This window comes from Microbacterium sp. A94 (genome assembly GCF_051842855.1).
GTDB lineage: Bacteria > Actinomycetota > Actinomycetes > Actinomycetales > Microbacteriaceae > Microbacterium.
The window spans coordinates 309,210-335,686 of the sequence record NZ_JBPXMU010000001.1 but is presented as its reverse complement, the minus strand read 5'-3'; the positions used below and the strand labels follow the sequence as shown (position 1 = coordinate 335,686).

Genomic DNA, 26,477 nt, shown 5'->3' with positions numbered 1-26,477 from the left:
CTCAGCGATGCGCGTACTGGACAGGGTCGCCGATATACGGCGCCCAGGCTTCGCGCATCTGCGAGGTGATTCGCGTCGGACGACCTGATTCGGCGTTCACCAGCACCAGCACCGCCGTCGAGCGGGCGTAGAGCACTCGGGTCTCGCTTGCGGGGTCGTTGAAGACCTCATAGCAGACATCGACGCTGGAGCCACCGATCTTGCCGAACCACAACTGCACTTCGAGCGGGCGGCGCTGGTACGGAACGGGCGCGAGGTACTCGATCTCCTGCCGTGCGATGAGTGAGAGCATGCCGGATTCGATTCCGGTCTCCAGGATCGCCGTCGGCGGTGCCTGTTCTCCCGGTCCGGGCGCCCAGAATGCACGCACACGCGCTTCTTCGAGCAACTTCAGCATGGAGGTGTTGTTGACGTGGTTGTACGCGTCAAGATCTCCCCAGCGCAGCTGGATCGGAACGGAGATACGGGAGGCGGGCGTTGTGCCCGCCTCCCGATCTGCTTCAGTCACGCGTGAGCTTGCGGTGCGTCGAACGGTGCGGGTTCGCCGCATCCTGGCCGAGGCGCTCGATCTTGTTCTGCTCGTACGCTTCGAAGTTGCCCTCGAACCAGTGCCACTGGGCCGGGTTCTCATCGGTGCCCTCGTAGGCGAGGATGTGTGTGGCGATGCGGTCGAGGAACCACCGGTCGTGAGTGATGACCACGGCGCAGCCGGGGAACTCCAGCAGGGCATTCTCGAGCGAGCTCAGCGTCTCGACGTCGAGGTCGTTAGTCGGCTCGTCGAGAAGCAGAAGGTTGCCGCCCTCCTTGAGCGTCAGGGCGAGGTTCAAGCGGTTGCGCTCACCACCGGAGAGTACCCCGGCCTTCTTCTGCTGGTCGGGCCCCTTGAAACCGAACTTCGACACATAAGCGCGCGAGGGAATCTCGATCTTGCCGACCATCATGATGTCGAGGCCGTCAGAGACGACCTCCCACAACGTCTTGTCCGGGTCGATGTTCGAGCGGGACTGGTCGACATAGCTGATCTTGACCGTCTCACCGATCTTGAGTTCGCCGCTGTCGATCGACTCAAGACCGACGATCGACTTGAACAACGTGGTCTTACCGACGCCGTTCGCACCGATGATGCCGACAATGCCGTTGGGCGGCAGGCTGAAGCTCAGGCCGTCGATGAGCGTGCGGTCGCCGAAGCCCTTCTTGAGGTTCTTCGCTTCGATCACGACGCTGCCCAGACGTGGGCCGGCGGGGATCTGAATCTCCTCGAAGTCGAGCTTCCGAGTCCGCTCCGCCTCCGTTGCCATCTCTTCGTAGCGAGCCAGACGCGCCTTCGACTTGGTCTGGCGTCCCTTGGCGCTGGAGCGCACCCACTCGAGTTCGTCCTTGAGGCGCTTCGCGAGCTTCTGGTCCTTCTTGCCCTGGATGTCGAGGCGCTCGGCCTTCTTCTCCAGATACGTCGAGTAGTTGCCCTCGTAGCCGATCAGGCGTCCGCGGTCGACTTCGGCGATCCACTCTGCGACGTTGTCGAGGAAGTACCGGTCGTGGGTGATCGCGATGACTGCACCCTTGTAGGACTTCAGGTGCTGCTCGAGCCAGAGAACGCTTTCGGCATCGAGGTGGTTAGTCGGCTCATCCAACAGCAACAGATCAGGCTTCTGGAGCAGCAGCTTCGCCAGTGCGACGCGGCGCTTCTCACCACCGGACAGCGGGGCGATCGCAGCGTCTCCGGGCGGGGTGCGCAGCGCATCCATGGCCTGCTCGAGCTGCGAGTCGAGATCCCAGCCGTCAGCGGCGTCGATCTCTTCCTGCAGCACACCCATCTCAGCCAGCAGCGTGTCGAAATCAGCATCCGGATCGGCCATCAGCGCCGAGATCTCGTTGAAGCGATCGAGCTTCGCCTTGATAGCGACGCCGTCCTGGATGTTCTCCAGGACAGTCTTCGATTCGTCGAGCTCGGGCTCCTGCAACAGAATGCCGACAGTGAACCCCGGGGAGAGCTTGGCTTCACCGTTTGACGGGATGTCGAGGCCTGCCATGATCTTGAGGATCGTCGACTTACCGGCACCGTTCGGGCCGACCATACCGATCTTCGCTCCGGGAAGGAACGACATCGTCACGTCATCCAGGATGAGCTTCTCGCCCACTGCCTTCCGCGCACGCACCATCGAGTAGATGTACTCTGCCATACCGTTTCAACGCCCTATCTCGTCGTACATGATCCGTTGTCGCACCGTCGTGACGGCACACAAAGTCTTGTACCAGCTTACCCGGGATCCGTCACCGTCACTGAGGGTCTGCCCGATACTCGGCGGGTTCGACGAGGGAGCTGAGCGCTACCAATCACCAATCGATCGGACGCGTATTCCCGATCAGGCAGCGCCCCTCGGCAAGCTGATCCATGATCATCGTGACGGGGGCACCGGTTGACGGTCCCACCTGTCCGACCAGGCAGAGGTCTTCGCCCCAGCGGACGGAGAACTGGATGCTTTCGGCAGGATTTCCCACAGTGGTGCCGTCTTCGGTGACCTGCATGCCGGCGCGATCGAATCCTGCGGCCACGAGCGCGTCGATGTACGCCCGCCCGGAGACGTTCTCCGGAGAAGCTCCGACCTGTTCGACGATCTTCGTGAAGACCGGAAGGTTGTCTTCAGCGGTTCCGTCGGGGTGAAAACTCGGCTCGGGCGCGGGAGTGGTCGTCGGGGCACTGCTCACCGCTGGCTCCCCTGACGGTTCTGGATCGGCAGTGGGCTGGGGAGTGCACGCTGTCAGCGCGAGACCGATGATTACCGTCGATGCAGCCAGGGCGAGCAGCGAGCGCAGGGAATGAAGTCGACGGGGCACGCTCCGATCCTACGCGCGCACCCCGTCTCGCGCTCTCAGGCCCCGCCACGCGTAGAGCATGACTGGGCTCAGTTCGCTGACCAGTTCGTCGAGGGCACGAGTTCCGCTTCTTCCAGCTCAAGATCCTCCTCACTATCGTCGGGTGCGTGCACTGCAGGGGCAGTGCTCTGATCGGCGCTGATCTCGGCGCTCGCATCAGATAGCGGCTGCGGCGCAGCCGACGCGCTGTTCGCCTTCACATACGCGCTCGCCCCCCACCGCAGGTCGTGACCGATGGCCTCGGCCTCGATATCAGCGCTCATTCCCTTGCGACCGCCGCTCTCCCACTCACGCAGCTTGAGTTTGCCGGTGACGATCACTCCGTCCCCCTGGCGCAGCGACGCCTTCGCATGATCGGCGAGCTGGCGGAACGCCGACACGTTGTACCAGTTGGTGCCGGTCTCCACCCACGCCTGCACCTTCGAGTCGTACCGGCGCTGCGGACTCGCGACGCGGAAGTTCACAACAGGGACCCCGGTCGTGGTCGCGCTCCGGTTCGGATCAGCACCTACTCGTCCCAGGATCGTCACGGTGTCGTTCATAGCTGTCTCCTTTGTGTTCCCGGGGCGTACCCGGATCACAACAGCGTGCCGGTGTTACGGCCAGCACGCAGGCCGATACCCACGTTCGGTGGACAACTCGTGCAATACGCAGGTCAGTGCAGGAAAGGATTCCATCGAACGCGGGATGAATGTCGGTGGTCGCTCATATGTTCGAGTCGAAAGGAGATTCCGATGTCCACCACTCAACTCCAGCATTTGCCCGAGGTTCCGTACTCCTCCCCTGCTCTCTCCTCGACGCGTGAGCACCTGGTACGCGCATCCGATCATCTCTGGCGCGTCGAAGACGCCGCCGGACGCATCCTCGGCCACCTGCGAATCATCGCCGACCCGCTGGGCCTCCGGTACCGCGCCGAACGCCTGCACCTGGCATCGGGTGCTTTCCGGCTGGTCGGTGACTTCTGGCGTCCCGACGATGCGGTGCAAGCCCTACGAAACGGGTAGCGCGGTCTGCGAGGACAGCGCGAGCGCCGATGATTGCAGCCGAGCGGGAAAACATCGCTAATCTAGATGTCGACCCCCAGTAGCTCAGCGGAAGAGCATCGATCTTCTAAGTCGCCGGTCGCACGTTCGAATCGTGCCTGGGGGACCACAGCGTTCAGTGTCCGTGCTCTCGATAGAATCGAGTCATGGTATCTGCGTCCGAAAATGACCGTCTTGTCTGGATCGACTGCGAAATGACAGGTCTCGACCTCGCGGTGGATGAACTCGTCGAGATCGCCGTCGTCATCACAGACTTCGAGCTGCGCCCCATTGATCCGGGGTTCCAGGTGGTCATTAAGCCCAATGACTCCGCTCTGGCGAATATGAACGACTTCGTCACGCAAATGCACACGTCGTCCGGGCTCATCGAGGAAATTCCGCAGGGCATCTCACTGGCAGATGCTGAGGCGCAGACGCTGGCATATATCAAGAGATTTGTCCCGCTGGAGCGCAAGGCGCCGCTCGCAGGAAACACGATCGGCACCGATCGCATGTTCCTGGCGAAGTACATGCCGCAGATCGATCAGTGGCTGCACTACCGCAATGTCGACGTCTCCAGCATCAAAGAATTGTCCCGGCGCTGGTACCCACGAGTCTTCTTCCAGGCCCCCGCCAAAAACGGCGGACACCGCGCACTCGCCGACATCCTGGAGTCGATTCGAGAGCTTCGTTACTACCGCGAAGCCGTGTTCGTCGCCGAGCCAGGCCCGACCAGCGATGAGGCACGAGACATCGCCGCGCGCACCGTTTCGTCATTCAGCCCAGAGGTGTAATACACTCTTCTAGTTGCCTGTTTCGGCGGGCACATGGTGGCTATAGCTCAGTTGGTAGAGCACCGCGTTGTGGTCGCGGGGGTCGCGGGTTCAAGCCCCGTTAGCCACCCCACAGGAAGGCCCGAGTTGAACACTCGGGCCTTCTGCATTCTCCCGACCATGGCTCAGCGCAATAGGCTGGATGGTGATGGAGATGGATGCCCCAGCTTTCGAACGGCTCGTCATCGACGAGCTCGATCAGCTGCCCGATGAGATGGTTGACGGACTCGACAACGTCATCTTCGTCGTTGAGGACCGCCCGGAAGACGGCAGCCTCGACCTCCTGGGCGTCTACGATGGGCTCGCGCTCACCGAACGCGGCCAGTACGGCATGGGTGAACTCCCCGACCGCATCGTCGTATTCCGCGAACCGCATCTCGCTCAGTGCGACACCGAAGAAGAGCTGCGCGACGAAGTCCACACCACTCTCGTCCACGAGATCGCACACTTCTACGGCATCAATGACGCCCAACTGCACGAGCTGGGATGGGCATGACAATCCCCGCGGTGCTCCCCGAACTCGACGACCTCACCGATCTGCACGCCGTTCCCGCGCAGCCGTGGCAAGTCGTGGTCTGGAATGACCCGGTCAACCTCATGAACTATGTCGTGCGCGTATTCCGCTCGTACTTCGGATACTCCGTCGAACACGCGACTCAGCTCATGCTCGCCGTCCACCACGATGGACACGCGATCGTTGCCACCGGACCCCGCGAGACGATGGAGGTTCATGCCCAAGCCATGCACGACTACGGCTTGTGGGCCACGGTGAGATTGGCCCCGCAGTGAACGGACGCAGCATCCGCCTACCGCTGGCGACCATCGAGTGCTTGCACCTCAGCGGACTCATCGACGAGTTCACCAGTGTTCTGGCGATGTCCGCCGACACATCCGACCCTGGCATCGATCGACTCACTCCCGATGTCTACCCGGAGGATGCCGCAGCCTCGGCCGAGTTCCGATCAGCAACCCGCGATGACCTGATCGATCGTCGTGTCCAGGACGCCACGCGTGTGCAACACGCTCTCGCCCCTTTCGTCACCGCTGATTCCGAGACGCTCACCGAAGAACAAGCGCTCACACCCCGAGACATCACTATCCCGCCGGAAGACCTTGACGCGTGGCTGCGCACACTCACCGCGATCCGCCTGGTGATCGCGTCACGGTTGGACATCACCACCGACGATGAACAGCGCGATCCGGACGACCCGCGCTTCGGCGTCTACGACTGGCTCGCCTACCGTCTCGACACCCTGCTCACGCTGGCCGACGACGTGGACGAGACGGCGTTCTAAGGAATCGTGACGGTCAGCGTCGCGAGCTCGTGCGGATCGTGACGGCGAATGTGACTGTCCTCCTGTGCGGCCCACCGGTCCCAGTGCGGTCGGAAGGTGTCACCATCGCGCTCGAGCGCGCGTCGTTTACGCGCAGGCTCCGGTGACTGCACCCATACGCGCACATCAGCCAGTCGAGCCGTAGCCGGGTTGAGCGCGCCGCAACCCTCGAGTATGACACCGAGCGCGGGCGTCACTGCGCTCGCTTCCGCTTCCATCTCCAGCTCCCAATCCCAGCGCCGCCAGGTGCTGAGCAACCCGCGGGCGTGCGGCCGAAGAATATCGTGCAGTGCACGCTCCACACCCGCGTCCATCCCGTCCCAGCCTGGGTAGAGCGAGTCCAGCGCAATGAGTTGCGGTCGTCCTGCCAGCGGCCAGTTCGCCGCGACCAGACGCGCGAGCGTGGACTTCCCGGCGCCGGCCCGACCATCGATCAACACGACCGGGTTGGATGCGGCCACATCGACGATCGCATCCAGGATGCTGGCAGCTCCACGCTGCAGTGCGAGCGTGACTGGGTCGCTACTTCTTGAGTGCACGGATCACGCGCGTGAGAGCACGACCTGCCACGCAGACGAACGGGATCGCTACCGCAAGCAGCGTGACCAGATTCGGCTCGAAACGCAGTCCTTCCTCGCGTCGGACATATACGCCAAGCGGAATGGACACACCTCCGCCGCTCCCACCCTCGCCGCTGCCGCCGCCCTCGCCGCCGGTTCCCGTTCCTCCAGCGAATCCCGACATGGTCAGAGCGACAGGGGTAATGCTCACCCCATCGACATCCTGCGGCTCACCGTAGGCGCTCTTCACGCCGAATGCGGCTACTTGTTCTCCGAGTTCTACTGCGATGTTAGGCATGAGGCAACGCTATCGCGGAACGTCCATCTGCGCAGATGAATCTGACCGTTGTCAGTCGAGTCCGTGCGCCTGGGGGTGCTGCGGTGCACCGCGTCCGGCACCTCGACCCAGGTGACGCGCCCGACTGATCGTCGTGTTCCCGAAACGAGCACGCGCATCATCCAGTGCGCCCTCGACCTTGCGCCAATGCTCATCGTCGTCCCACAGCGCGAAGGCTGCTCCCCCAGCCGGGCGCAACTTCTCCGCGCGAACGCCCACGAGTCGGACTGGATCACGCCGGTCGATCGACTCGTACAGCGTCTGCGCCGCTTCTCCGATCCGCTGACCGACAGATGTCGGCTCGGACAACGTTTGGGATCGGCTCAGCGTGGAGAAGTCATCGAAGCGGATCTTGATTGCAACAGTCCCACACTCCCAATCCGCCCGGCGAAGGCGAACAGCGACCCGATCCGCAAGCCGTAACAACTCGGCGCGCAGGAACTCACGGTCGGAGACGTCGACGTCGAAGGTCTCTTCATGTCCGATGCTCTTCTCGACGCGCTCCACCTCAACTGCGCGAGCATCCTCACCCCGGGACAGCTGGGCGATTCGAGCGCCCAACGCGGGCCCCACGGCCCGATCGAGCATGTCCTGCGGGGATTGGCGGATGTCACCGATAGTTCGGATGCCGCGTCCCTCCAGCGTCTCAGCCGCCTTCGGCCCGACACCCCACATCGCGCGCACCGACAGCGGTTCCAGGAAGTCAGCAGTATCCGCAGCCGCGACAATGAGGAGCCCATTGGGTTTCGATATCGTCGAGGCAATCTTGGCGACGTGTTTGGTGGCGGCGACGCCCACGCTGCAGGTGATCCCGACCTCTGCATGAATCCGCTTCCGCACGAGATGAGCGATCTCGCCCGGACTCCCCCAGAGCCGCCGCACCCCCTGAACATCCAGGAATGCCTCATCCACCGAGAGCGGTTCGACCAGCGGAGTGATCGACTCGAACACCGCCATCACCTGCCGGGAGATCTCCTGGTAGCGCTCGAAGTGCGGCATGACGATCCGAGCCGTCGGGCACAGTCGCATTGCCTGTCCCACCGGCATCGCCGCGCGCACACCGTACCGGCGAGCTTCATACGATGCGCTGGAGACGACCGAGCGTCCGTCCGGCGCACCGATGATCAGAGGAAGTCCCGCCAGCGATGGATCATCGAGCACTTCGACGGCCGCATAGAACGCGTCCATGTCAACGTGGAGGATCCGGGTGCCGGTGTCATCCGCCCCGTCAGGAGAGACGAGTCTGCCTCGCCCGTCGCCTCGTCCCATGCATCCATTCTCGCCGATGCGTGCGACATTCTCAGACGACTACCCCGCAGCACGCTCCAGGATCAGCTCACGCACGCGGGCGGCGTCTGCCTGTCCCTTCATCGCCTTCATCACAGCACCGATCACGGCACCAGCAGCCTGCACCTTGCCGTCCTTGATCTTGGCAAGCACGTCGGGCTGGGCAGCGAAAGCGTCATCGATAGCAGCGATCAGCGCGCCATCGTCTGAGACGACAGCAAGACCGCGCGCATCGACGACCTCTTGCGGAGTTCCCTCACCGGCGACAACACCTTCGAGCACCTGACGCGCAAGCTTGTCGGTGAGGGTTCCCTCATCCACGAGCTTCTGCAGCGCGGCGACGTTCTCCGGGCTGATGAGATCTGCGGCGACCTTGTCCTGGGTGTTCGCCAGACGAGAGATCTCGCCGGTCCACCACTTGCGCGCAGCGGCAGGAGCCGCACCCGCAGCGATCGTCGCCTCGACCTCATCGATCAGACCGCTGTTGCGCACATCTTGGAACTCCAGATCCGTGAAGCTCCACTCTGCCTTCAACCGGCGGCGTCGCGTGACGGGCTGCTCGGGAAGCTCTGCCCGCAACTTTTCGATGAGTTCGATCGCAGGCTGCACGGGCAGCAGGTCGGGCTCCGGGAAGTACCGGTAGTCATCAGCATCCGACTTCGGACGGCCCGGCGAAGTCGTACCGGTGTCCTCGTGCCAGTGCCGGGTCTCCTGCGTGATGGTGCCGCCATCTGCGAGGATCTGCGCCTGACGCTGGATCTCGTGGCGAACAGCACGCTCCACCGAACGCATGGAGTTGACGTTCTTCGTCTCCGTGCGCGTCCCCAACGGTGCTGGTTCTGCACCCTCGGCGACACGCGGACGCAGCGAGACGTTCGCATCGCAGCGCAGGTTGCCGCGCTCGAGACGCGCTTCGGAAATGCCGAGGCTGCGCACGATGTCACGGATCGTGGCGACGTACGCCTTCGCGATCTCGGGAGCACGGTGCTCCGCGCCGTAGATGATGTTCGTGACGATCTCGACCAACGGGACACCGGCACGGTTGTAATCGACGAGCGAGTACTCAGCACCCTGGATGCGCCCGGTGGCACCGCCCATGTGGGTGAGCTTTCCGGCATCCTCTTCCATGTGCGCGCGCTCGATCGGAATCGTGACGAGTGTGCCGTCCTCCAACTCGACCACGACGGATCCCTCGTAGGCGATCGGCTCGTCGTACTGCGAGATCTGGTAGTTCTTACCCAGGTCGGGGTAGAAGTAGTTCTTTCGAGCGAAACGACTGGATGCTGCGATCGAGCAGTTCAGCGCGAGTCCGAGACTGATCGACGATTCGATGGCGGTCGCGTTCACGACCGGCAGCGCACCGGGAAGACCCAGATCCACAGCAGCGATGAGCGTGTTCGGCTCCGCGGCGTGGTATTTCTCGTTCGCCGGGTTCGGGGCATCCGAGAACATCTTCGTATTGGTGTTCAACTCGACGTGCACCTCGAAACCGAGCACCGGCTCGAACATCTCGAGAGCCTTGTCGAAGTCCATAAGCTTTGCCGCGGTCATCAGCGGTTCCCTCCTGCGAGCTGGGGTGCCCGCGTGAGCAGTGGTGCTCCCCACGAGTCGACGAGTGCGGTCTCCAGAGCCGCGCCGACGCGATACAACCGGGCATCCTCGTAAGCGGGGGCCAGGAACTGGATGCCGACGGGCAGACCGTCGTCGTCAGCAAGCCCGGACGGGATCGAGATCCCGGGGACGCCAGCAAGGTTCGCCGGGATCGTCGTCAGATCGTTCAAGTACATCTGCAGCGGGTCGCCGATGCGCTCGCCGATCTTGAACGCCGTGGTCGGAGCGGTCGGGGTCGCAATCACGTCGACCTCGGCGAACGCTTTGTCGAAGTCCCGCTGGATGAGCGTGCGCACCTTCTGCGCGCTGCCGTAGTAGGCGTCGTAATATCCGGCCGAGAGCGCATACGTTCCGAGGATGATGCGGCGTTTGACCTCGTCCCCGAAGCCAGCTTCACGCGTCGCCGACATCACGTCTTCAACGGTGGCGGCACCTTCGGGTATGACGCGCATGCCGAAGCGCACGGAGTCGAACTTCGCCAAGTTGCTGGATGCCTCGGCCGGCAGAATCAGGTAGTAGGCGGCCACGCCGTACTCGAAGTGCGGGGTCGAGATTTCGATGATCTCCGCGCCGTTCGCCTCGAGGATGTCGAGAGAAGCGCGGAAGGATGCCGCAACACCAGGCTGGAAGCCCGAGTCCGGCAGCTCCTTGATGACGCCGACCTTCAGACCTTTCAGCACGTCTCCGCGGGCGCCCTCACGGGCAGCTTCTGCGAACGACGGCCACGCGTCGGTCAGCGAGGTGGAATCCTTGGGGTCGTGCCCGCCGATGATGTCGTGCAGCAGCCCGGAGTCGAGCACTGTTCGCGTGACAGGACCGACCTGATCGAGGCTCGATGCCAGCGCGATCGCACCGTAGCGGCTGACGCCGCCGTAGGTCGGCTTGAGGCCGACCGTCCCGGTCACGTGGGCGGGCTGACGAATCGATCCGCCGGTGTCCGAGCCGAGCGCGAGCGGCGCCTCGAACGCTGCCACTGCGGCGGCCGAGCCACCGCCGGAACCACCAGGGATCCGGTCGAGATCCCAGGGGTTGCGCGTGGGGCCGTACGCGGAGTGTTCGGTGGAGGAGCCCATGGCGAACTCGTCCATGTTGGTCTTGCCCAGCGGAACGAGACCAGCAGCGCGCGAACGGGCGACCACGGTCGCGTCGTACGGCGACATATAGCCCTCGAGGATCTTCGAACCGCTCGTGGTGGGCTGATCGGTGGTGACCAGGACGTCCTTGATCGCGAGCGGAACGCCGGCCAGAGAGCCCAGCTCCTCCCCCGCGGCGCGCCGTGCGTCAACGGCGTCGGCAGCAGCCAGTGCGCCCTCGTTCACGTGCAGGAATGCGTGGACGTCGCCGTCAACGGCGGCGATCCGGTCGAGGTGCGCCTGAGTGGCCTCGCGGCTGGAGACTTCACCGCTGGTCAATTTGGCGGCAAGCTCTGCGGCGGTGAGGCGGATGATGTCGCTCACTGTTCTTCTCCCAGGATCGCGGTTACGCGGAAGCGGCCGTCGGCGGCATCCGGGGCGTTCTGCAGCACCTGCTCATGCGTGAGCGTCTCGCCGACCACGTCGGGACGGAAGACGTTCGCGAGCGGGATCGGGTGGCTGGTGGCCGGGACGTCCGGCGTCGCCACCTCCGACACCTTTGCGATGTTGTCGACGATGGCGTCGAGTTCACCGGTCAGGCGAGTCACCTCGTCGTCGTTCAGCTGGATGCGCGCAAGCACGCCGAGATGGCGCACAAGATCAGGGGTGATTTCAGACACCACTCCAGTCTAAGGCGCACACCGCGTGAGACCTGCCGCGTGTGCCCATAGGCTGATATTCATGCCGATCTTCGATCCCCCTCGTCCGTGGACCTCGTCTTATGCTCCCGGTGTCCCATCCGATCTCGGCGAGATTAACGGTTCCCTCCTCGACATCGTGGAGGCATCCGCTCGCGACTACCCGGATGCTGTCGCGTTGGAGTTCTTCGGCCAGGAGACGACCTACCGGCAGTTGCAGGAGTCGATCGAACGTGCCGCGGCTGGTCTGCACCAGTGCGGCGTGCGCGCGGGAGACCCGGTCGCAATCATTCTGCCCAACTGCCCGCAGCACATCATCGCGTTCTACGCGGTGCTGCGCCTGGGCGCGGTCGTCGTCGAACACAACCCGCTCTACACACCGCGGGAGCTGCGCAAGCAGTTCTCCGACCACGGGGCCACACATGCGATCGTCTGGAGCAAAGTCGCCCCGACGGTGCAGGAGTTCCCCGCGGACCTCACCGTGAACACGCTGATCTCGGTCGACATCACCCATGCGATGCCAGCACTCATGAGAATCGCACTCCGTCTGCCGGTCCCCTCGTTGCGAGCTAAGCGCGCTCAGCTCACCTCTCCTGTGCATGGCGTACTCAAATGGGAGCAGATCCTTGCCCATGAGCCGATCGCGTCCTCGCATCCGCGTCCGGGCGTCAGTGAGCTCGCAATCATCCAATACACCAGCGGCACCACCGGTGACCCGAAGGGCGCCTCGCTGACGCACCGCAATCTGCTCGCCAATGCCATGCAGGCCGGCGCGTGGATTCCCGAGGTGCAACGTGGCGCAGGAACAGTGTTCTACGCGGTCCTGCCCATGTTCCACGCCTATGGGCTGACGCTGTGTCTGACGTTTGCGATGTCGATGGCCGCGCGTCTGGTGTTGTTCCCCAAGTTCGATCCGGACATGGTGCTCGACGTCACACGCAAGCGGCCGGCCACGGTGCTGCCGCTGGTACCGCCGATCGCAGAGCGCCTCCTCATTCGAGCCCGTGAACGCGGGATTTCCCTGGCGGGGACCGGTATCGGCGTATCCGGAGCCATGGCACTGGACGCGAAACTCGTCGAGCCGTGGGAGGCTGCGACCGGCGGCTACCTCGTCGAGGGCTACGGTCTTTCCGAATGCTCACCGGTGTTGATGGTGAACCCCGTGGCGCCGAACCGGGTGGCCGGAAGCATCGGACTGCCGATTCCTGGCACCGAGGTGCGTGTCGCAGATCAAGACGACCTCAATCGCGACGTCGCCGTGGGCGCGCCGGGCGAGCTGCTCGTGCGGGGTCCCCAGGTGTTCTCCGGCTACTACGGGCGCCCGGAAGCGACAGCCGCGGTCTTCCACGACGGCTGGTTCCGCACCGGAGATGTGGTCACGATGGATGAGAAGGGCTTCCTCCGTGTCGTTGACCGCATCAAAGAGCTCATCATCACCGGTGGATTCAACGTCTCACCGACCGAAGTGGAGATCGCACTGCGACAGCACCCCGCCATCGCCGATGCGGCCGTCGTCGGACTCCCCAGCGGTCACAGCGGAGAAGAGGTCGTCGCTGCCGTGGTCATGGATGCCGGAGTGGAACTCGATGAGCAGGACGTCCGTGATTTCGTGCGAGGCATCCTGACCCCCTACAAGGTGCCCAGACGATTGTTCGTCACCGACGAACTTCCCACGTCGATGATCGGTAAGGTCCTGCGACGTCAGGTGCGTGAACAGTTGATCGAATCGACCAAGGATCAGTAGCGCGTCGGCCGCGTCATCAGGCACCTTCTCAGGTGAAGGCGCTATTCTCGGGAAGTGACTGCTGACGAAGATCTGACACCCGACGCCCCCGCCGCTCCCGGATTCGAGGAGCTCGGTATTACCGGGCCGGTGTTAAAAGCCATCCGCGACCTCGGCTATGAGACTCCCTCGCCGATCCAGGCCGCGACTATCCCGACTCTCCTGAACGGCCGCGATGTGGTCGGCATGGCCCAGACCGGAACCGGCAAGACCGCGGCATTCGCTCTCCCTGTGCTTGAGCGCCTCGATGCCTCGCAGAAGACCCCGCAGGCACTCGTGCTCGCACCGACCCGCGAGCTCGCGCTGCAGGTGTGTGAAGCGTTCGAGTCATACTCCGCGAAGATGAAGGGCGTTCACGTCCTTCCCGTGTACGGCGGTCAGGGTTACGGCGTTCAGCTGTCGGCGCTGCGCCGTGGCGTGCACGTCGTCGTCGGCACGCCCGGTCGCATCATGGACCACCTCGCTAAGGGCACCCTCGACCTGTCTGAGCTGAAGTACCTCGTCCTTGATGAGGCCGACGAGATGCTGAAGATGGGCTTCGCAGAAGACGTCGAGCAGATTCTTTCGCAGACTCCCGTCGAGAAGCAGGTCGCGCTCTTCTCAGCGACGATGCCGCCGCAGATCCGTCGTCTTGCGCAGAAGTACCTGCGCGATGCCGAAGAGATCACGGTCAAGTCCAAGACCGCGACTGCCACGAACATCACGCAGCGCTACCTCATCGTCTCTTACCAGCAGAAGGTCGATGCGCTCACCCGAATCCTCGAGGTCGAGAACTTCGACGGCATGATCGTCTTCGTCCGCACGAAGAACGAAACCGAGACTCTGGCTGAGAAGCTCCGTGCTCGCGGGTACTCCGCAGCGGCGATCAACGGTGACGTTGCTCAGGTTCAGCGCGAGCGCAGTGTCAACCAGCTGAAGGATGGCAAGCTCGACATCCTCGTCGCTACCGATGTTGCCGCGCGTGGACTTGATGTCGAGCGCATCAGCCACGTCGTGAACTACGACATCCCGACCGACACCGAATCCTACGTGCACCGTATCGGCCGTACCGGTCGTGCGGGTCGCTCCGGTGATGCGATCAGCTTCATCACGCCGCGCGAGCGCTACCTGCTCAAGAGCATCGAGAAGGCCACCCGTCAGGCGCCGACGCAGATGACTCTGCCGAGCACCGAAGACGTCAACACGACGCGCCTCGCACGCTTCGACGATGGCATCACCGCTGCTCTCGCCGAGACCGCGCGCATCGCCGCTTTCCGCGACATCGTGGCCCACTATGTGCGCAACCACGATGTGCCTGAGGCTGATGTTGCCGCAGCACTTGCTGTTGTTGCTCAGGGCGCGACCCCGCTGCTGCTGGACCCCGCGAACGACCCGCTGACGGCAGCCGTCGAACGCGACAACCGTCCGCGTGTCGACCGTGACCGCAACGATCGTCCGGCTCGCGAACCACGTGAGCGTCGCGGCCGCGGAGACTACTCCGCTTACCGCATCGAGGTCGGCCGTCGTCACCGCGTCGAGCCGCGTCAGATCGTCGGTGCGCTGGCGAACGAGGGTGGCCTCGGACGCGATGACTTCGGCGCCATCAACATCAAGCCGGACTTCTCCATCGTCGAGCTGCCCTCGAACATGAACCCGTCCGTGCTCGACAAGCTCAAGGACACCCGGATCTCCGGTCGTCTCATCGAGATCAAGCCCGACCGCGGCCCCCGTGGTGGCAGCTCCCGCGATGGTGGATCCCGCGATGGTGGCTACGCCTCACGTCGTGAGGGTGGCTACGGCGACCGCCGCGGGTCTGACCGCAACGAGGGCGGATCCGACCGCGCGCCGTTCCGGAAGCCGCGTCACAAGGACTGATTCCGCTCGAGAAACACTTTGCTGCATGAGACAGGGCCTAACAAGGCCTGTCTCATGCAGCAAAGTGTTTTTGGCGCCAGGGGTTCAAGGCGCCCCTGGCTAATCCGCTCAGCCGCCCAATGCGGCCGGGCCCTCCGTGACGAGAACATGGAACTGCGCAGCATCCAGAATGCGGATGCCGAGATCCTCTGCCTTCGCGAGCTTGGAGCCCGCTCCGGGCCCGGCCGCCACGAAATCAGTCTTCTTCGAGACGCTGGATGCCGCCTTGCCGCCGGCCCGGATGATTGCTTCCTGGGCGCCATCGCGGGTGTATCCGTCGAGAGATCCGGTCGCCACGATCGTGAGCCCGTCGAGCACTCCCCCTTCGGCGATCGCTGCACCAGGACCGGGATGCCCCGGCGTTACCCACTGCACACCGGCCTCAGCCCACTTCTCCACGATCTCGACGTGCCAGTCGACCTCGAACCAGTCCAGCAGTGAGTCGGCGATGATTCCGCCGACGCCCTCGACAGCGGCGAGTTCTTCACGGGATGCCGCGCGAATCGCCTCGAGCGACCCGAACCACTGTGCCAGGGCTCGGGCAGCGACCGGTCCCACGTGGCGAATGTTCAGCGCGACCAGCAGTCGCCAGAGCTCCTTGGTCTTCGCCTTCTCGAGTTCGGCGAGCAGCGTGTGCGCCTGTGAGGAGGGCTGAGCACCGGTCAGACCGGACTTCTTCTCAGCCGACGTCGCATTCCGCCGGAAGGGCGAGCGGGTCTTCACGATCCCGTCGTCGTCTTGCTTCGGCAAACCCGTTTCCGCATCACGGACGACAACAGAGATCGGCACGAGATCTTCCAACGCGAGAGAGAACAACCCCGCCTCTGTGTCCAGCGGGGCGACCGCAGGTGCTTCGGCCTGGGTGAGCGCCGCAGCAGTGACTTCACCGAGCGCTTCGATGTCGAGCGCGCCGCGCGAGCCGATGTGATCCACCCGTCCGCGCACCTGCGCAGGACACGACCGCGCGTTCGGGCAACGCAGATCGATATCGCCCTCTTTCATCGCGCGAAGCGGCGTGCCGCACTCGGGGCAGCCTTCCGGCATGACGAACTCGCGTTCCGTTCCATCGCGCTTCTCGACGACCGGCCCCAGCACCTCGGGGATGACATCGCCCGCCTTTCGCAGCACAACGGTATCGCCGATGAGAACGCCCTTGGCCTTGACGACATCCTTGTTGTGCAGCGTTGCCTGCCGCACCACAGACCCCGCCACATGTGCGGGCGCCATGACGGCGAATGGGGTGGCCCGACCGGTGCGTCCGACCGAGACGACGATGTCGAGCAGGGTCGTCTGGACTTCTTCCGGGGGGTACTTGTACGCGATCGCCCAGCGCGGCGCGCGCGAAGTCGTTCCCAGCTCATCATGCAGCGCCAGCTCATCGACCTTGACGACGATTCCGTCGAGTTCGTGCTCGATATCGTGCCGGTGCTCACCGAAGTACGCTACGAAGGCGGCGACCTCATCGATCCCGTGATGCACCTGGGTGTGCGGGCTCATCGGCAGTCCCCAGGTGGCGAGCAGGTCATAGACCTCACTCTGCGATGCGACCGGAGGGTCGGGCCACGCCCCGATGCCGTGCACGTACAGCGACAACGAATCTACTCGCAGCAGACCCGCCTCGAGCTCGAGCCCGTCCTTCTTGTCGATCTGCTGCCGTAGTCCACCGCTGGCGGCATTGCGCGGATTGGCGAACGACGGGAAGCGGCGTGCGGCGGCTGCTCGCGCCTTCTCTTCATCGAAGGGGCGCTTCGCGCCACTGCGGGCCTCCCAGCGCGCCGCATTGTCGGCGTACGCACGCTCACGAAACGATGCCTGAGCGGCGTTCAGCCGCTCGAAGGCCGCCACCGGGATAAAGACTTCACCACGGACCTCGACGATCGGCGGATGCCCCTCGCCGCTCAGCCGCTCGGGGATATCAGCCAGCCGCAGCGCATTCTCCGTGACGATCTCGCCGACCCTGCCATCGCCACGCGTCGCAGCGGAGGTCAGCACACCGTTCTCATAGCGCAGGTTGATCGCGAGGCCATCGATCTTCAACTCGGTGAGCCAGGCGACTTCGCGGCCGGAAGCCGCCGTGGTCTTCGCAGCCCAGTCACGCAGCTCCTCAAGGGAGAACACGTTGTCCAGGCTCAGCATCCGCTCCGCGTGCTCGATCGTCGCGAGGCCGGTCGATTCAGCGGCACCGACCATCTGCGTCGGCGAGTCCTGCCCCTGCAGCTCGGGATGAAGCCGTTCCAGCTCTTCGAGCCGGTGCATCCACCCGTCGTAGGTGGCATCGTCCACTACTGAGGTGTCGCGGCCGTAGTAGGCGTCTTTGGCATCGAGGATGCGGGTGGTCAGTTCCTCGGCCTCGACACGGGCGGCTTCCAACGAGATGTTCTCAGGCACCTGGCAATTCTACGAGCGACCGCCGACATCGCGGGGAGCCCCGACTCTTACGCGTCGACCGGAACCGCCGAAACCGTGTGATCAATCGTGAACTGTCCCAGCACGCGCGTGCCGACATAGAGCACAGCAGTCTGGCCTGGCGCGACGCCATCCAGCGGTATCTCCGGAATCACCTGCACCCCGTCATCCGAAACCGTCGCATGTGCGGGAACCGGCTCGGAATGCGCGCGAATCTGCACGTGGCAGTCGAATTCCGACGATACCGGTGCGGCCCCGGCCCACGAGAACCGAGCTCCCGAGATCTCACCGATAGCGAGCGCTTCCTTCGGACCGACGACCACCGTGTTCGAGACCGGGCGAACCTCCAGCACGAACCGGGGCTTGCCATCAGCTGCCGGCACGCCGAGCTTCAACCCGCGACGCTGCCCGACGGTGAAGGCGTGGGCACCGTCATGCGAGCCCACCACCGCTCCGGTGCGGTCGAGGATCTCGCCCTGCTCAGCGCCAACCTTCTCCGCGAGCCAGCCACGGGTGTCTCCGTCAGGAATAAAGCAGATGTCGTGACTGTCGGGCTTCTGCGCGACGCTCAGTCCGCGCTCGGCGGCTTCTGCCCGCACCAGAGCCTTTGACGGCGTCTCACCGAGCGGGAAATACGTGTGCGCGAGCTGCTCAGCAGTGAGGACCCCCAGCACATAGGACTGGTCCTTGGCGTTGTCCGATGCGCGGTGCAGCTCCAAACCGCCTTCGCCGTCGACCAGCGTGGCGTAGTGCCCGGTGCACACAGCATCGAAGCCCAATTCCAACGCCCGCTCGAGAAGGGCGGCGAACTTGATCTTCTCATTGCAGCGCATGCACGGGTTCGGTGTACGGCCGGCCTGATACTCGCTGATGAAGTCGTCGATCACGTCGTCACGGAAACGCTCGGAGAAGTCCCAGACATAGAACGGGATGCCGAGCATGTCAGACGCGCGACGCGCATCCATCGCATCCTCGATCGTGCAGCAACCGCGGCTGCCGGTGCGCAGGGTGCCACCGGCGCGCGACAGCGCCAGATGCACGCCGGTCACATCGTGTCCTGCTTCCACGGCCCTCGCGGCCGCAACAGCAGAATCGACACCGCCGCTCATTGCTGCCAGAATACGCATTCGTCCAGTCTAAATGCGTTCAGCTGTGCGTGCTCCGGATGCTCTCAGATACGCGTCCGCGATCGTGGCCAGCACCGCATCCACATCAGCATCCGTCGAGGTTCGCCCCAGCGTGAAGCGGAGCACGCTGCGGGCTTCCTTCTCACTCCGCCCCATCGCCATGACGACGTGCGATGGCTCAGCGACGCCTGCCTGGCAGGCAGATCCCGTGGATGCCGCGACACCGGCGACGTCGAGCAGGAAGAGCAGGCTCTCACCCACGGCATCTGGGAACAGCACATGCGCATTGTTCGGCAGACGGTCGACGGGATCCCCGAGCAGTTCGGCTTCGGGAACGGCACTGCGGATGCCCTCAACCAGGCGATCTCGCAGCACGCGAAGCCGTGCTGCCTCAGTTTTACGCTCAGCCTCGGCGCGTTCCAGGGCGACAGCGAAGGCGGCGGCACCGGCGACATCCTGGGTGCCCGCCCGCAGCCCGCGCTGCTGGGCGCCGCCGTGCAGCAGCGGTGCCATCCGTGCCGTGCGTCCCACGACGAGCGCGCCGATGCCTACGGGCGCTCCGATCTTGTGCCCGGCGACACTCATCGCCACCAGGCCGGCTCCTGCCGGGGCATCCGAACGCAGATCACGGAACGACACCGGCACGTGTCCCACCGCCGCAACCGCATCAAGATGCAGCGGCACGCGAGCGAGTGCGGCGACAGCGCTCAGCGATCCGGCGTCATTGAGCGTGCCTACCTCGTTGTTGGCGATCAGAGCCGTCGCCAGCGCGGCGCCGGGGAGGGCTGCCTCGAAAGCTGACACACCGATGCGACCCTGTTCGTCCAGTGCGACGGCACGTGCTCCTGCGCCATCGGCAACGAGCGCGGCAACCGTGTCCATCGTGGCGTGATGCTCTCCATCAGGAAACACGATCGTCTCTGCCCCTGCTTCACGCGACACCCACAGTCCCCGCAGCGCCGTGTTGATGGATTCGGTTCCCCCCGAGGTCAGCACCACCTCGATCGGATCGCATCCGAGTACCGCCGCGATCCGCTCACGCGATTCTTCCAGGAGACGACGAGCGTCTTGCCCGGCACCGTGCGTCGATGATGCGTTGCCGACCACCTCGGTCGCCGCCAGCCACGCATCACGTGCTTCTGGCCGCAGTGGAGTGGTCGCCGCGTGGTCGAGATAGAACCGCATCCCTTAACTCTCCCGCATTTCTCGCGGCTTTGGGCGTCGACACTGATGATCCCGCCTAATGTGTACTCATGCCAGCGACCCCTCACTTCACCGCACCCGGTGGCGCGATCCTCGACAACCTGGGCGTGAGCCTGCACGACGGCACCGCGACTCTCCGAGTCTGGTCGCAGCACGCCTCAGCTGTCGAACTGGTCATCTTCGATGAGACCGATCTGGATTGGGTCACCGACAGCGTCGATCTCGACCGTGACGACGACGGCGTGTGGCAGGTCACCTCTGAACTTCTGCAACCAGGAACCCGCTATGCGATTCGTGTGGACGGGCCCCACGGTGCGGGTAACACGTTCAATCCGGAGACGCTGCTTCTGGATCCGTACGCGCGCGGTCTCGCGCAGGGCGACGGCTACGAGGAATGGCGTTCGGTCGTCATCGCCGACGGATTCGACTGGGGAGAATCGCACAAGCCCCGGATCCCTTTGCACAAGACGGTGATCTACGAAGGGCATGTGAAGGGAATGACCAAGCGTCACCCCGACGTTCCCCCCGCACTGCACGGCACCTACGCCGGGCTGGCGCATCCCACGATGATCGAGCATTTCCGATCTCTCGGAATCACCTCCATCGAGCTGCTGCCCGTGCACGCCTTCGTCCCCGAGCCTCGTCTGCTGGAACGCGGCCTCACCAACTATTGGGGTTACAACACGCTGAACTTCTTCACACCCCACGCCGCATATGCCACCGAGGAGTCACGCAAACAGGGGCCCGAAGCGGTCCTGACCGAATTCAAGGGCATGGTCCGGCTCCTGCACGAAGCAGGCCTCGAGGTCATCCTCGATGTCGTCTACAACCACACCTCAGAAGAGGGCATCGGCGGCCCCCGCTCCAGCCTGCGGGGCATCGACAACGCCAGCTACTACCGACAGCAGGCCGATGGCGTGTACATCGACACCACCGGATGCGGGAATACCCTGAACACGGCGGCCGACGCCGGCGCCAGACTCGTACTCGATTCCCTGCGCTATTGGGCGCAGGAGATGCAAATCGACGGCTTCCGCTTTGACCTCGCCGCAGCTCTCGGCCGTGACGAGAAGCATGAGTACAACCGGGATCATCCGCTGCTGGCTGCTATCCGCACCGATCCGGCGCTGCAAGACGTGAAACTCATCGCCGAGCCATGGGATGTCGGAATGGGCGGTTGGCAAACCGGTAATTTCGCGCCGGGCTGGCACGAGTGGAACGACCGGTACCGAGACCGCGTGCGCAATTTCTGGTTGAGCGACATCGACTATGCGCGCCGAGCATCGGCCCCGGTCGGAATCGGCGGATTCGCGACGCGGCTGGCTGGTTCATCGAACACCTTCACCGCGGACCGCGGCCCGCTGGCGAGCATCAACTTCATCACGGCGCATGACGGATTCACCCTGCGCGACCTCGTCTCGTACGACGTGAAGCACAACGAAGCCAACGGTGAGAACAACCGTGACGGCGCAGATATGAACCGTGCCTTCAACCACGGGGTCGAGGGGCCCACCGATGATCCCAACGTTCGTGCGGTTCGCCGCAAAGCCATGCGCAACCTGTTGGGCACGCTGCTGCTCTCCGCGGGCATCCCGATGCTCACCGCGGGCGACGAGACCGGTCGCACTCAGCGCGGCAACAACAACGCCTACGCACACGACTCCGACCTCACCTGGCTCAGCTGGGACCACGAGCCGTGGCAGTTGGAGCTGCGCGAGCACGTTGCGACGCTGATCCAGTTGCGCCAGGAAAACGCCGCGTTGCGTCCGAGCCGATATGCGCGCCTCGGCGAGCACACTCCGCACGCTTCCGTCATGGACTGGTTCAATCAGTGCGGCGAGACGATGGAGGAACAGCAGTGGACCGACCCCGGAAACCGGACTCTGCAGTATGTTGCAGCATCCACTCCCCTCGCCGATGAACCGGTCAATCGGATCCTGCTCATCGTCCACGGCACGGAGAGTCCGGTCGAGGTCACACTGCCCGTGGATATCGAGAATGCGACCCGTTTCGTGTCGCTGTGGTCAAGCGCAGATGACAGGCCGAGTGGGGGGAAAGAAGAGTTCGCCCCGGGTGATGTCGTTTTGACCGCGGCCACATCGATGCGGTTGTTCCGCATCGAGCAATGAGAGCACTACTCGCTTCCGATCAAGGCTGTTCTGAACAACGCCGGCGCGGTAGATTCAGGGTGTGGCTGCACGTTCTAGCATTCGTCCCACGGGGCTTCTCAGCCCCGCACAGATTCCGTTGCGGCCACGCGCCGTCGACCAGGCCGAGACGCGAACCGGGCGCATACCGCTGGCCGATCCACAACCGTCGGTACCGGGCGGATTCGCCGCCAAAGCTTTCTCCTCGGAGGTCGTACCCTTCGGCGTTGTCGCGTTCCGTGAGGGACACGACATCATCGGAGTGCATCTGCGGCTCGTATCTCCCACCGGCGACGAGAGTCTGCACCGGCTGAAGCCGCTCGCTGACGGAACCGATCGCTGGCAGTGCGAGATCGCGCTGCACACCCAGGGCGTCTGGCAGTACAGTTTTGAAGCCTTCGCCGATGATTTTGCGACCTGGGCACACGCAGCCACGGTGAAAATCGCCGTCGGCCTCGATGTTGCGGTCATGACAGCACTCGGTCGAGAACTGCTCACGCGCGCCGCAGCGGATAAGACGCGCCCTGCCGCGGAACGCACGAGCCTCGCGGCTCTGGCGAAAGATCTCGACGAGACGGATGCCGTCGCAGCCCTCGCTGTCGCCACCGACGCCGACCTCGCCGGTGTGTTCGCCGCTCGCCCGCTCACCTCGCTGTCATCAGCGACAGCACAGCACACGATTCTCGTCGAGCGCGAGAGGGCCGGTGTCGGCGCCTGGTACGAGTTCTTCCCGCGCTCAGAGGGCGCGAGGCGATCAAGTGACGGCACGATCATCAGCGGCACTTTCCGTACCGCAGCGAGGCGTCTGCCCGCCGTCGCGGAAATGGGCTTCGATGTGCTGTATCTGCCGCCGATTCATCCGATCGGCCGCACGCACCGCAAGGGAAAGAACAACACGCTGGATGCGGGCCCCGAGGACCCCGGCTCACCCTGGGCCATCGGCGCTGCCGAAGGCGGTCACGACGCCGTGCATCCAGACCTCGGCACTCTGGCCGACTTCCGTTTCTTCGTGCGCGAGGCAGCGAAAGTCGGAGTCGAGGTCGCGCTCGATCTGGCGCTGCAGGCATCCCCCGACCATCCCTGGGTCACATCCCACCCGGAGTGGTTCACGACTCTTCCAGACGGTACGATCGCCTACGCCGAGAACCCGCCCAAGAAGTATCAGGACATCTATCCGCTGAACTTCGATGGCGACCCAGTCGGTCTCCGGGAAGAAGTGCTGCGCATCGTGAAGCACTGGATCGGCCAGGGCATCCGCATCTTCCGCGTCGATAACCCGCACACCAAGCCGCTCCAGTTCTGGGAATGGCTCATCGCTGAGGTCACCGCAGCTGATCCCGACGTAATCTTCCTCGCCGAAGCATTCACGCGTCCCGCTCCCCTGCGCGGACTCGCCGCTGTCGGCTTCCAACAGAGCTATACCTACTTCACCTGGCGCAATACGAAGCGCGAGCTGGAGCAGTTCCTCACCGGACTCGCCACCGACACGGCCGATTACCTGCGCCCGAACCTGTTCGTGAATACCCCGGACATTCTGACGGAGTACCTGCAGTACGGCGGGCGCGCGGCGTACCGTGTCCGGGCCGCGATCGCGGCGACAGCGGCCCCGACCTACGGGGTTTACGCGGGCTACGAGCTTTACGAGAACGTGGCGCGTCCGGGTTCCGAAGAGAATATCGACAACGAGAAGTATGAGTACAAGGTTCGTGATTTCGCTGCAGCTGAAGCCACCGGCGCCTCACTTGCTCCCTACCTTGCCCGTTTGAATGAGATTCGCCGCGCGCATCCCTCGCTTCGCCAGTTGCGCAATCTGTCGGTGCACTGGAGCGACGACGACGCGATCCTGGTCTACTCCAAGCACCTCGATGGCGCCTTCACTGCCAACGGCAAGCCAGACAGCATCATCGTCGTCATCAATGTCGATCCGCACTCCGTCCGCGAGAGCACCGTTCACCTCGATACCCGTATCTGGGCAGTGGAGCCAGGCGATCCGTACCTGGTCGAGGACCTCGTGACCGGGTCCGTGTGGACCTGGACGGATCACAACTTCGTTCGACTCGATGCATTCACCGAGCCGGTGCACATCCTGAGGGTGAAGGAGCGATCATGACCGACATCGACAACGGTGTTTCCACTGCAGAGTGGGAGGCTGTGGCAACGGGATCTCATCATTCGCCGCATGACATCCTCGGCACTCACCCGACCACGGATGCCGACGGCCACGCACGGAGCATCATCCGGGTTCTGCGACCGTTTGCCGACGAAGTCATCGTCATCCTCGCGGACCGCACGCGGGTGTCTCTCACCCATGCCGCACACGGCATATGGGAGGGCGAGCATGCCGGAGGCGCAGTTCCCTACCGCGTCGCCACTGTTTACGGCGACGATGATGAGATCATCGCCGGCGACCCGTACCGCCATCTCCCCACCATCGGCGAACTCGACCTTCATCTGATCGGAGAGGGACGTCACGAACGGTTGTGGGAGGTGCTCGGGGCTAACGCCCACCCGCTCGACGGCGACATCGGGTTCTCTTTCGCCGTGTGGGCACCCAATGCCCGAGCCGTCCGCGTGGTCGGCGACTTCAACCAGTGGGACGGCGCCGGTCACGCCATGCGCTCGATGGGTCGCAGCGGTGTCTGGGAGCTCTTCATCCCCGATATCACGCCCGGCGCGCACTACAAGTTCGAGATCCTCACCCCCGATGGGCGATGGATTCTCAAGGCTGATCCCCTGGCTCGACGCACCCAGACCCCTCCAGAGACAGCGTCCGTGGTCCCCTTCTCCGCGTACTCGTGGAAGGACGGCGCGTGGATGACCCGCCGCGCCGCCACACACGCCGTCGCGCAGCCGATGTCGATCTACGAGGTGCATCTGGGCTCGTGGCGCGAGGGACTCGGCTACCGAGAGGTCGCCGACCCGCTCATCGCCCACGTCACGGAGACAGGCTTCACTCATGTGGAGTTCATGCCGCTCGCCGAGCATCCTTTCGGCGGCTCCTGGGGCTATCAAGTCAGCGGCTATTACGCACCTACGGCCAGGTTCGGCGACCCCGACGGGTTGCGCTATCTGATCGATCGTCTGCATCAGGCGGGGATCGGCGTGATCCTGGACTGGGTACCTGGGCACTTCCCCAAGGACGACTTCGCACTGGCTCGATTCGACGGGATGCCCTTGTACGAGCATCCGGACCCGCGCCGTGGTGAGCATCAGGACTGGGGCACGCTGATCTTCGACTACGGGCGTCCAGAAGTTCGTAATTTCCTCGTTGCAAATGCCCTGTACTGGTTCGATCAGTTCCACATCGATGGATTGCGGGTGGATGCTGTGGCGTCCATGCTCTACCTCGACTACTCCCGTGAGGACGGCGAGTGGGAACCCAACATGCACGGCGGACGCGAGAACCTCGAAGCGATCCGTTTTCTGCAGGAGGTCAACACCACCGCTTACCGCGCTCACCCCGGGATCGTCATGATTGCGGAGGAATCGACCAGCTTCCCCGGAGTCACCGCCCGCACCGACCGCGCCGGCCTCGGTTTCGGCTTCAAATGGAACATGGGATGGATGAACGACTCGCTGCAATACATGGCACGCGATCCGCTCTACCGCGCCCACCATGAGGGTGAGATGACGTTCTCCTTCGTCTACGCCTTCGGCGAGAATTATCTGCTGCCCATCAGCCACGACGAGGTCGTGCACGGCAAAGGAAGTCTGCTGTCGAAGATGCCCGGTGACCATGGCCAGAAACTCGCGAATGTGCGCGCCTATCTGGCGTATATGTGGGGCCACCCCGGCAAGAATCTGCTGTTCATGGGCCAAGAATTCGGCCAGATCGCAGAATGGTCGGAGAGCCGCGAGCTGGACTGGTGGTTACTCGATCAGCCCGCGCATGCGCAGTTGCAGCGATTCGTCGGCGCCATGAACACGGTGTACCGCAGCAATGCGCCGCTGTGGGAGCGCGACGGCGAAGCCGTGCACTTCCAGCGTCTGGGCGCTCCGTCCTGGGACCCCAACGTCATCGCATTCGAACGGCGCGACAGACACGGAGGTCGCGTCGTCGTGGTCAGCAACTTCGCCGGTACTGAGCGCGCCAACCTCAAGCTCGATCTGCCGGTCGCCGGGTTGTGGGACGAGATCTTGAACACGGATGCCGTCGAGTACGGCGGAACCGGCATCGGGAACTACGGCCGGGTCGCCGCGCATCCCGAGGCCGACCACGACACCCCGATGACGAGGATCACCGTGCCGGCGCTGTCAACGCTCTGGCTGCGCCACCGTCATTAAAAACA

General features: G+C 64.0%; 23 protein-coding genes and 2 tRNA genes. 12 read left to right on the top strand and 13 right to left on the bottom strand.

Going from position 1 to position 26,477, the window contains the following annotated elements; translation table 11 throughout:
- Position 1: 1 nt before the first annotated feature.
- The 4 genes from ACSU1L_RS01715 to ACSU1L_RS01700 all read right to left on the bottom strand — a co-directional run bounded on the left by ACSU1L_RS01715 (position 2) and on the right by ACSU1L_RS01700 (position 3,416).
- Positions 2-508 carry an acyl-CoA thioesterase gene (locus ACSU1L_RS01715; protein WP_439254456.1) on the bottom strand — a complete coding sequence of 169 codons (507 nt, stop codon included), beginning with the start codon at positions 506-508 and terminating at the stop codon, positions 2-4.
- Entirely contained in the window at positions 501-2,180 is a 1,680-nt protein-coding gene (gene ettA / locus ACSU1L_RS01710; RefSeq protein ID WP_438254357.1) for an energy-dependent translational throttle protein EttA, read from the bottom strand. The genes ACSU1L_RS01715 and ettA overlap by 8 nt, the downstream gene beginning before the upstream one ends.
- A gap of 154 nt (positions 2,181-2,334) precedes the next feature.
- Positions 2,335-2,835 (bottom strand): DUF6993 domain-containing protein, encoded by a 501-nt coding sequence (locus ACSU1L_RS01705; RefSeq protein WP_439254454.1) that lies wholly within the window; start codon positions 2,833-2,835, stop codon positions 2,335-2,337.
- Positions 2,836-2,903: 68 nt separating this feature from the next.
- The gene (locus ACSU1L_RS01700; RefSeq protein ID WP_438254355.1) at positions 2,904-3,416 is read right to left on the bottom strand and encodes a single-stranded DNA-binding protein; all 513 of its coding nucleotides are present in this window, start codon (positions 3,414-3,416) and stop codon (positions 2,904-2,906) included.
- 192 nt (positions 3,417-3,608) lie between these two features.
- Here ACSU1L_RS01700 and ACSU1L_RS01695 point away from each other — a divergent pair, with 192 nt between their 5' ends.
- The 7 genes from ACSU1L_RS01695 to ACSU1L_RS01665 all read left to right on the top strand — a co-directional run bounded on the left by ACSU1L_RS01695 (position 3,609) and on the right by ACSU1L_RS01665 (position 6,024).
- Positions 3,609-3,878: a hypothetical protein gene (locus ACSU1L_RS01695; protein WP_438254354.1), complete on the top strand. Its 270-nt coding sequence runs from the start codon at positions 3,609-3,611 to the stop codon at positions 3,876-3,878.
- A 73-nt stretch (positions 3,879-3,951) separates the two neighbouring features.
- Positions 3,952-4,026 (top strand) — tRNA-Arg (locus ACSU1L_RS01690).
- A 37-nt stretch (positions 4,027-4,063) separates the two neighbouring features.
- Positions 4,064-4,690 carry an oligoribonuclease gene (gene orn / locus ACSU1L_RS01685; RefSeq protein WP_439254452.1) on the top strand — a complete coding sequence of 209 codons (627 nt, stop codon included), beginning with the start codon at positions 4,064-4,066 and terminating at the stop codon, positions 4,688-4,690.
- A gap of 36 nt (positions 4,691-4,726) precedes the next feature.
- A tRNA-His gene (locus ACSU1L_RS01680) sits at positions 4,727-4,802 on the top strand.
- A 75-nt stretch (positions 4,803-4,877) separates the two neighbouring features.
- A complete protein-coding gene (locus ACSU1L_RS01675) occupies positions 4,878-5,225 on the top strand; it encodes a metallopeptidase family protein (RefSeq protein WP_438254351.1) in 348 nt (115 codons plus the stop codon).
- Positions 5,222-5,518, top strand: coding sequence for an ATP-dependent Clp protease adapter ClpS (gene clpS, locus ACSU1L_RS01670; RefSeq protein WP_438254350.1), 297 nt, complete (start codon positions 5,222-5,224; stop codon positions 5,516-5,518). Before ACSU1L_RS01675 ends, clpS begins: the two co-directional genes overlap by 4 nt.
- A complete protein-coding gene (locus ACSU1L_RS01665) occupies positions 5,515-6,024 on the top strand; it encodes a DUF2017 family protein (RefSeq protein ID WP_439254450.1) in 510 nt (169 codons plus the stop codon). The genes clpS and ACSU1L_RS01665 overlap by 4 nt, the downstream gene beginning before the upstream one ends.
- Here the strand turns inward: ACSU1L_RS01665 and ACSU1L_RS01660 are convergent.
- From ACSU1L_RS01660 to gatC, 6 genes are read right to left on the bottom strand one after another with little or no spacing between them, the layout of a single operon-like run.
- Positions 6,021-6,602 (bottom strand): hypothetical protein, encoded by a 582-nt coding sequence (locus ACSU1L_RS01660; RefSeq protein WP_439254448.1) that lies wholly within the window; start codon positions 6,600-6,602, stop codon positions 6,021-6,023. The genes ACSU1L_RS01665 and ACSU1L_RS01660 overlap by 4 nt on opposite strands.
- Positions 6,586-6,921, bottom strand: coding sequence for a hypothetical protein (locus ACSU1L_RS01655; protein WP_438254345.1), 336 nt, complete (start codon positions 6,919-6,921; stop codon positions 6,586-6,588). Before ACSU1L_RS01655 ends, ACSU1L_RS01660 begins: the two co-directional genes overlap by 17 nt.
- Before the next feature lie 51 nt (positions 6,922-6,972).
- The gene (gene dinB / locus ACSU1L_RS01650; RefSeq protein ID WP_438254344.1) at positions 6,973-8,229 is read right to left on the bottom strand and encodes a DNA polymerase IV; all 1,257 of its coding nucleotides are present in this window, start codon (positions 8,227-8,229) and stop codon (positions 6,973-6,975) included.
- Positions 8,230-8,268: 39 nt separating this feature from the next.
- Entirely contained in the window at positions 8,269-9,798 is a 1,530-nt protein-coding gene (gene gatB / locus ACSU1L_RS01645) for an Asp-tRNA(Asn)/Glu-tRNA(Gln) amidotransferase subunit GatB (RefSeq protein ID WP_439254445.1), read from the bottom strand.
- Positions 9,798-11,315, bottom strand: a complete 1,518-nt coding sequence (gene gatA / locus ACSU1L_RS01640) for an Asp-tRNA(Asn)/Glu-tRNA(Gln) amidotransferase subunit GatA (protein ID WP_439254443.1) — start codon at positions 11,313-11,315, stop codon at positions 9,798-9,800. Before gatA ends, gatB begins: the two co-directional genes overlap by 1 nt.
- Complete coding sequence (gatC, locus tag ACSU1L_RS01635) at positions 11,312-11,611, bottom strand: Asp-tRNA(Asn)/Glu-tRNA(Gln) amidotransferase subunit GatC (RefSeq protein ID WP_438254341.1); 300 nt, start codon at positions 11,609-11,611, stop codon at positions 11,312-11,314. Before gatC ends, gatA begins: the two co-directional genes overlap by 4 nt.
- A 61-nt stretch (positions 11,612-11,672) precedes the next feature.
- Here gatC and ACSU1L_RS01630 point away from each other — a divergent pair, with 61 nt between their 5' ends.
- Positions 11,673-13,373 carry a long-chain-fatty-acid--CoA ligase gene (locus ACSU1L_RS01630; RefSeq protein ID WP_439254440.1) on the top strand — a complete coding sequence of 567 codons (1,701 nt, stop codon included), beginning with the start codon at positions 11,673-11,675 and terminating at the stop codon, positions 13,371-13,373.
- A 54-nt stretch (positions 13,374-13,427) separates the two neighbouring features.
- Complete coding sequence (locus ACSU1L_RS01625; RefSeq protein WP_439254438.1) at positions 13,428-15,266, top strand: DEAD/DEAH box helicase; 1,839 nt, start codon at positions 13,428-13,430, stop codon at positions 15,264-15,266.
- Between the two features lie 108 nt (positions 15,267-15,374).
- Here ACSU1L_RS01625 and ligA read toward each other — a convergent pair whose 3' ends face one another.
- The 3 genes from ligA to ACSU1L_RS01610 are packed head-to-tail and all read right to left on the bottom strand — an operon-like array spanning position 15,375 to position 20,023.
- The gene (ligA, locus tag ACSU1L_RS01620; RefSeq protein WP_439254436.1) at positions 15,375-17,693 is read right to left on the bottom strand and encodes an NAD-dependent DNA ligase LigA; all 2,319 of its coding nucleotides are present in this window, start codon (positions 17,691-17,693) and stop codon (positions 15,375-15,377) included.
- Positions 17,694-17,740: 47 nt separating this feature from the next.
- Positions 17,741-18,838, bottom strand: coding sequence for a tRNA 2-thiouridine(34) synthase MnmA (mnmA, locus tag ACSU1L_RS01615; protein WP_438254334.1), 1,098 nt, complete (start codon positions 18,836-18,838; stop codon positions 17,741-17,743).
- 9 nt (positions 18,839-18,847) lie between these two features.
- The gene (locus tag ACSU1L_RS01610; RefSeq protein ID WP_439254433.1) at positions 18,848-20,023 is read right to left on the bottom strand and encodes a cysteine desulfurase family protein; all 1,176 of its coding nucleotides are present in this window, start codon (positions 20,021-20,023) and stop codon (positions 18,848-18,850) included.
- Between the two features lie 68 nt (positions 20,024-20,091).
- Between ACSU1L_RS01610 and glgX the strand changes: the two genes are divergently transcribed.
- The 3 genes from glgX to glgB all read left to right on the top strand — a co-directional run bounded on the left by glgX (position 20,092) and on the right by glgB (position 26,472).
- Positions 20,092-22,170, top strand: a complete 2,079-nt coding sequence (gene glgX / locus ACSU1L_RS01605; protein ID WP_439254431.1) for a glycogen debranching protein GlgX — start codon at positions 20,092-20,094, stop codon at positions 22,168-22,170.
- Between the two features lie 169 nt (positions 22,171-22,339).
- Positions 22,340-24,298: a maltotransferase domain-containing protein gene (locus ACSU1L_RS01600; RefSeq protein WP_438254841.1), complete on the top strand. Its 1,959-nt coding sequence runs from the start codon at positions 22,340-22,342 to the stop codon at positions 24,296-24,298.
- Positions 24,295-26,472: a 1,4-alpha-glucan branching protein GlgB gene (gene glgB, locus ACSU1L_RS01595; RefSeq protein WP_438254330.1), complete on the top strand. Its 2,178-nt coding sequence runs from the start codon at positions 24,295-24,297 to the stop codon at positions 26,470-26,472. Before ACSU1L_RS01600 ends, glgB begins: the two co-directional genes overlap by 4 nt.
- The last annotated feature ends 5 nt before the right edge of the window (positions 26,473-26,477 follow it).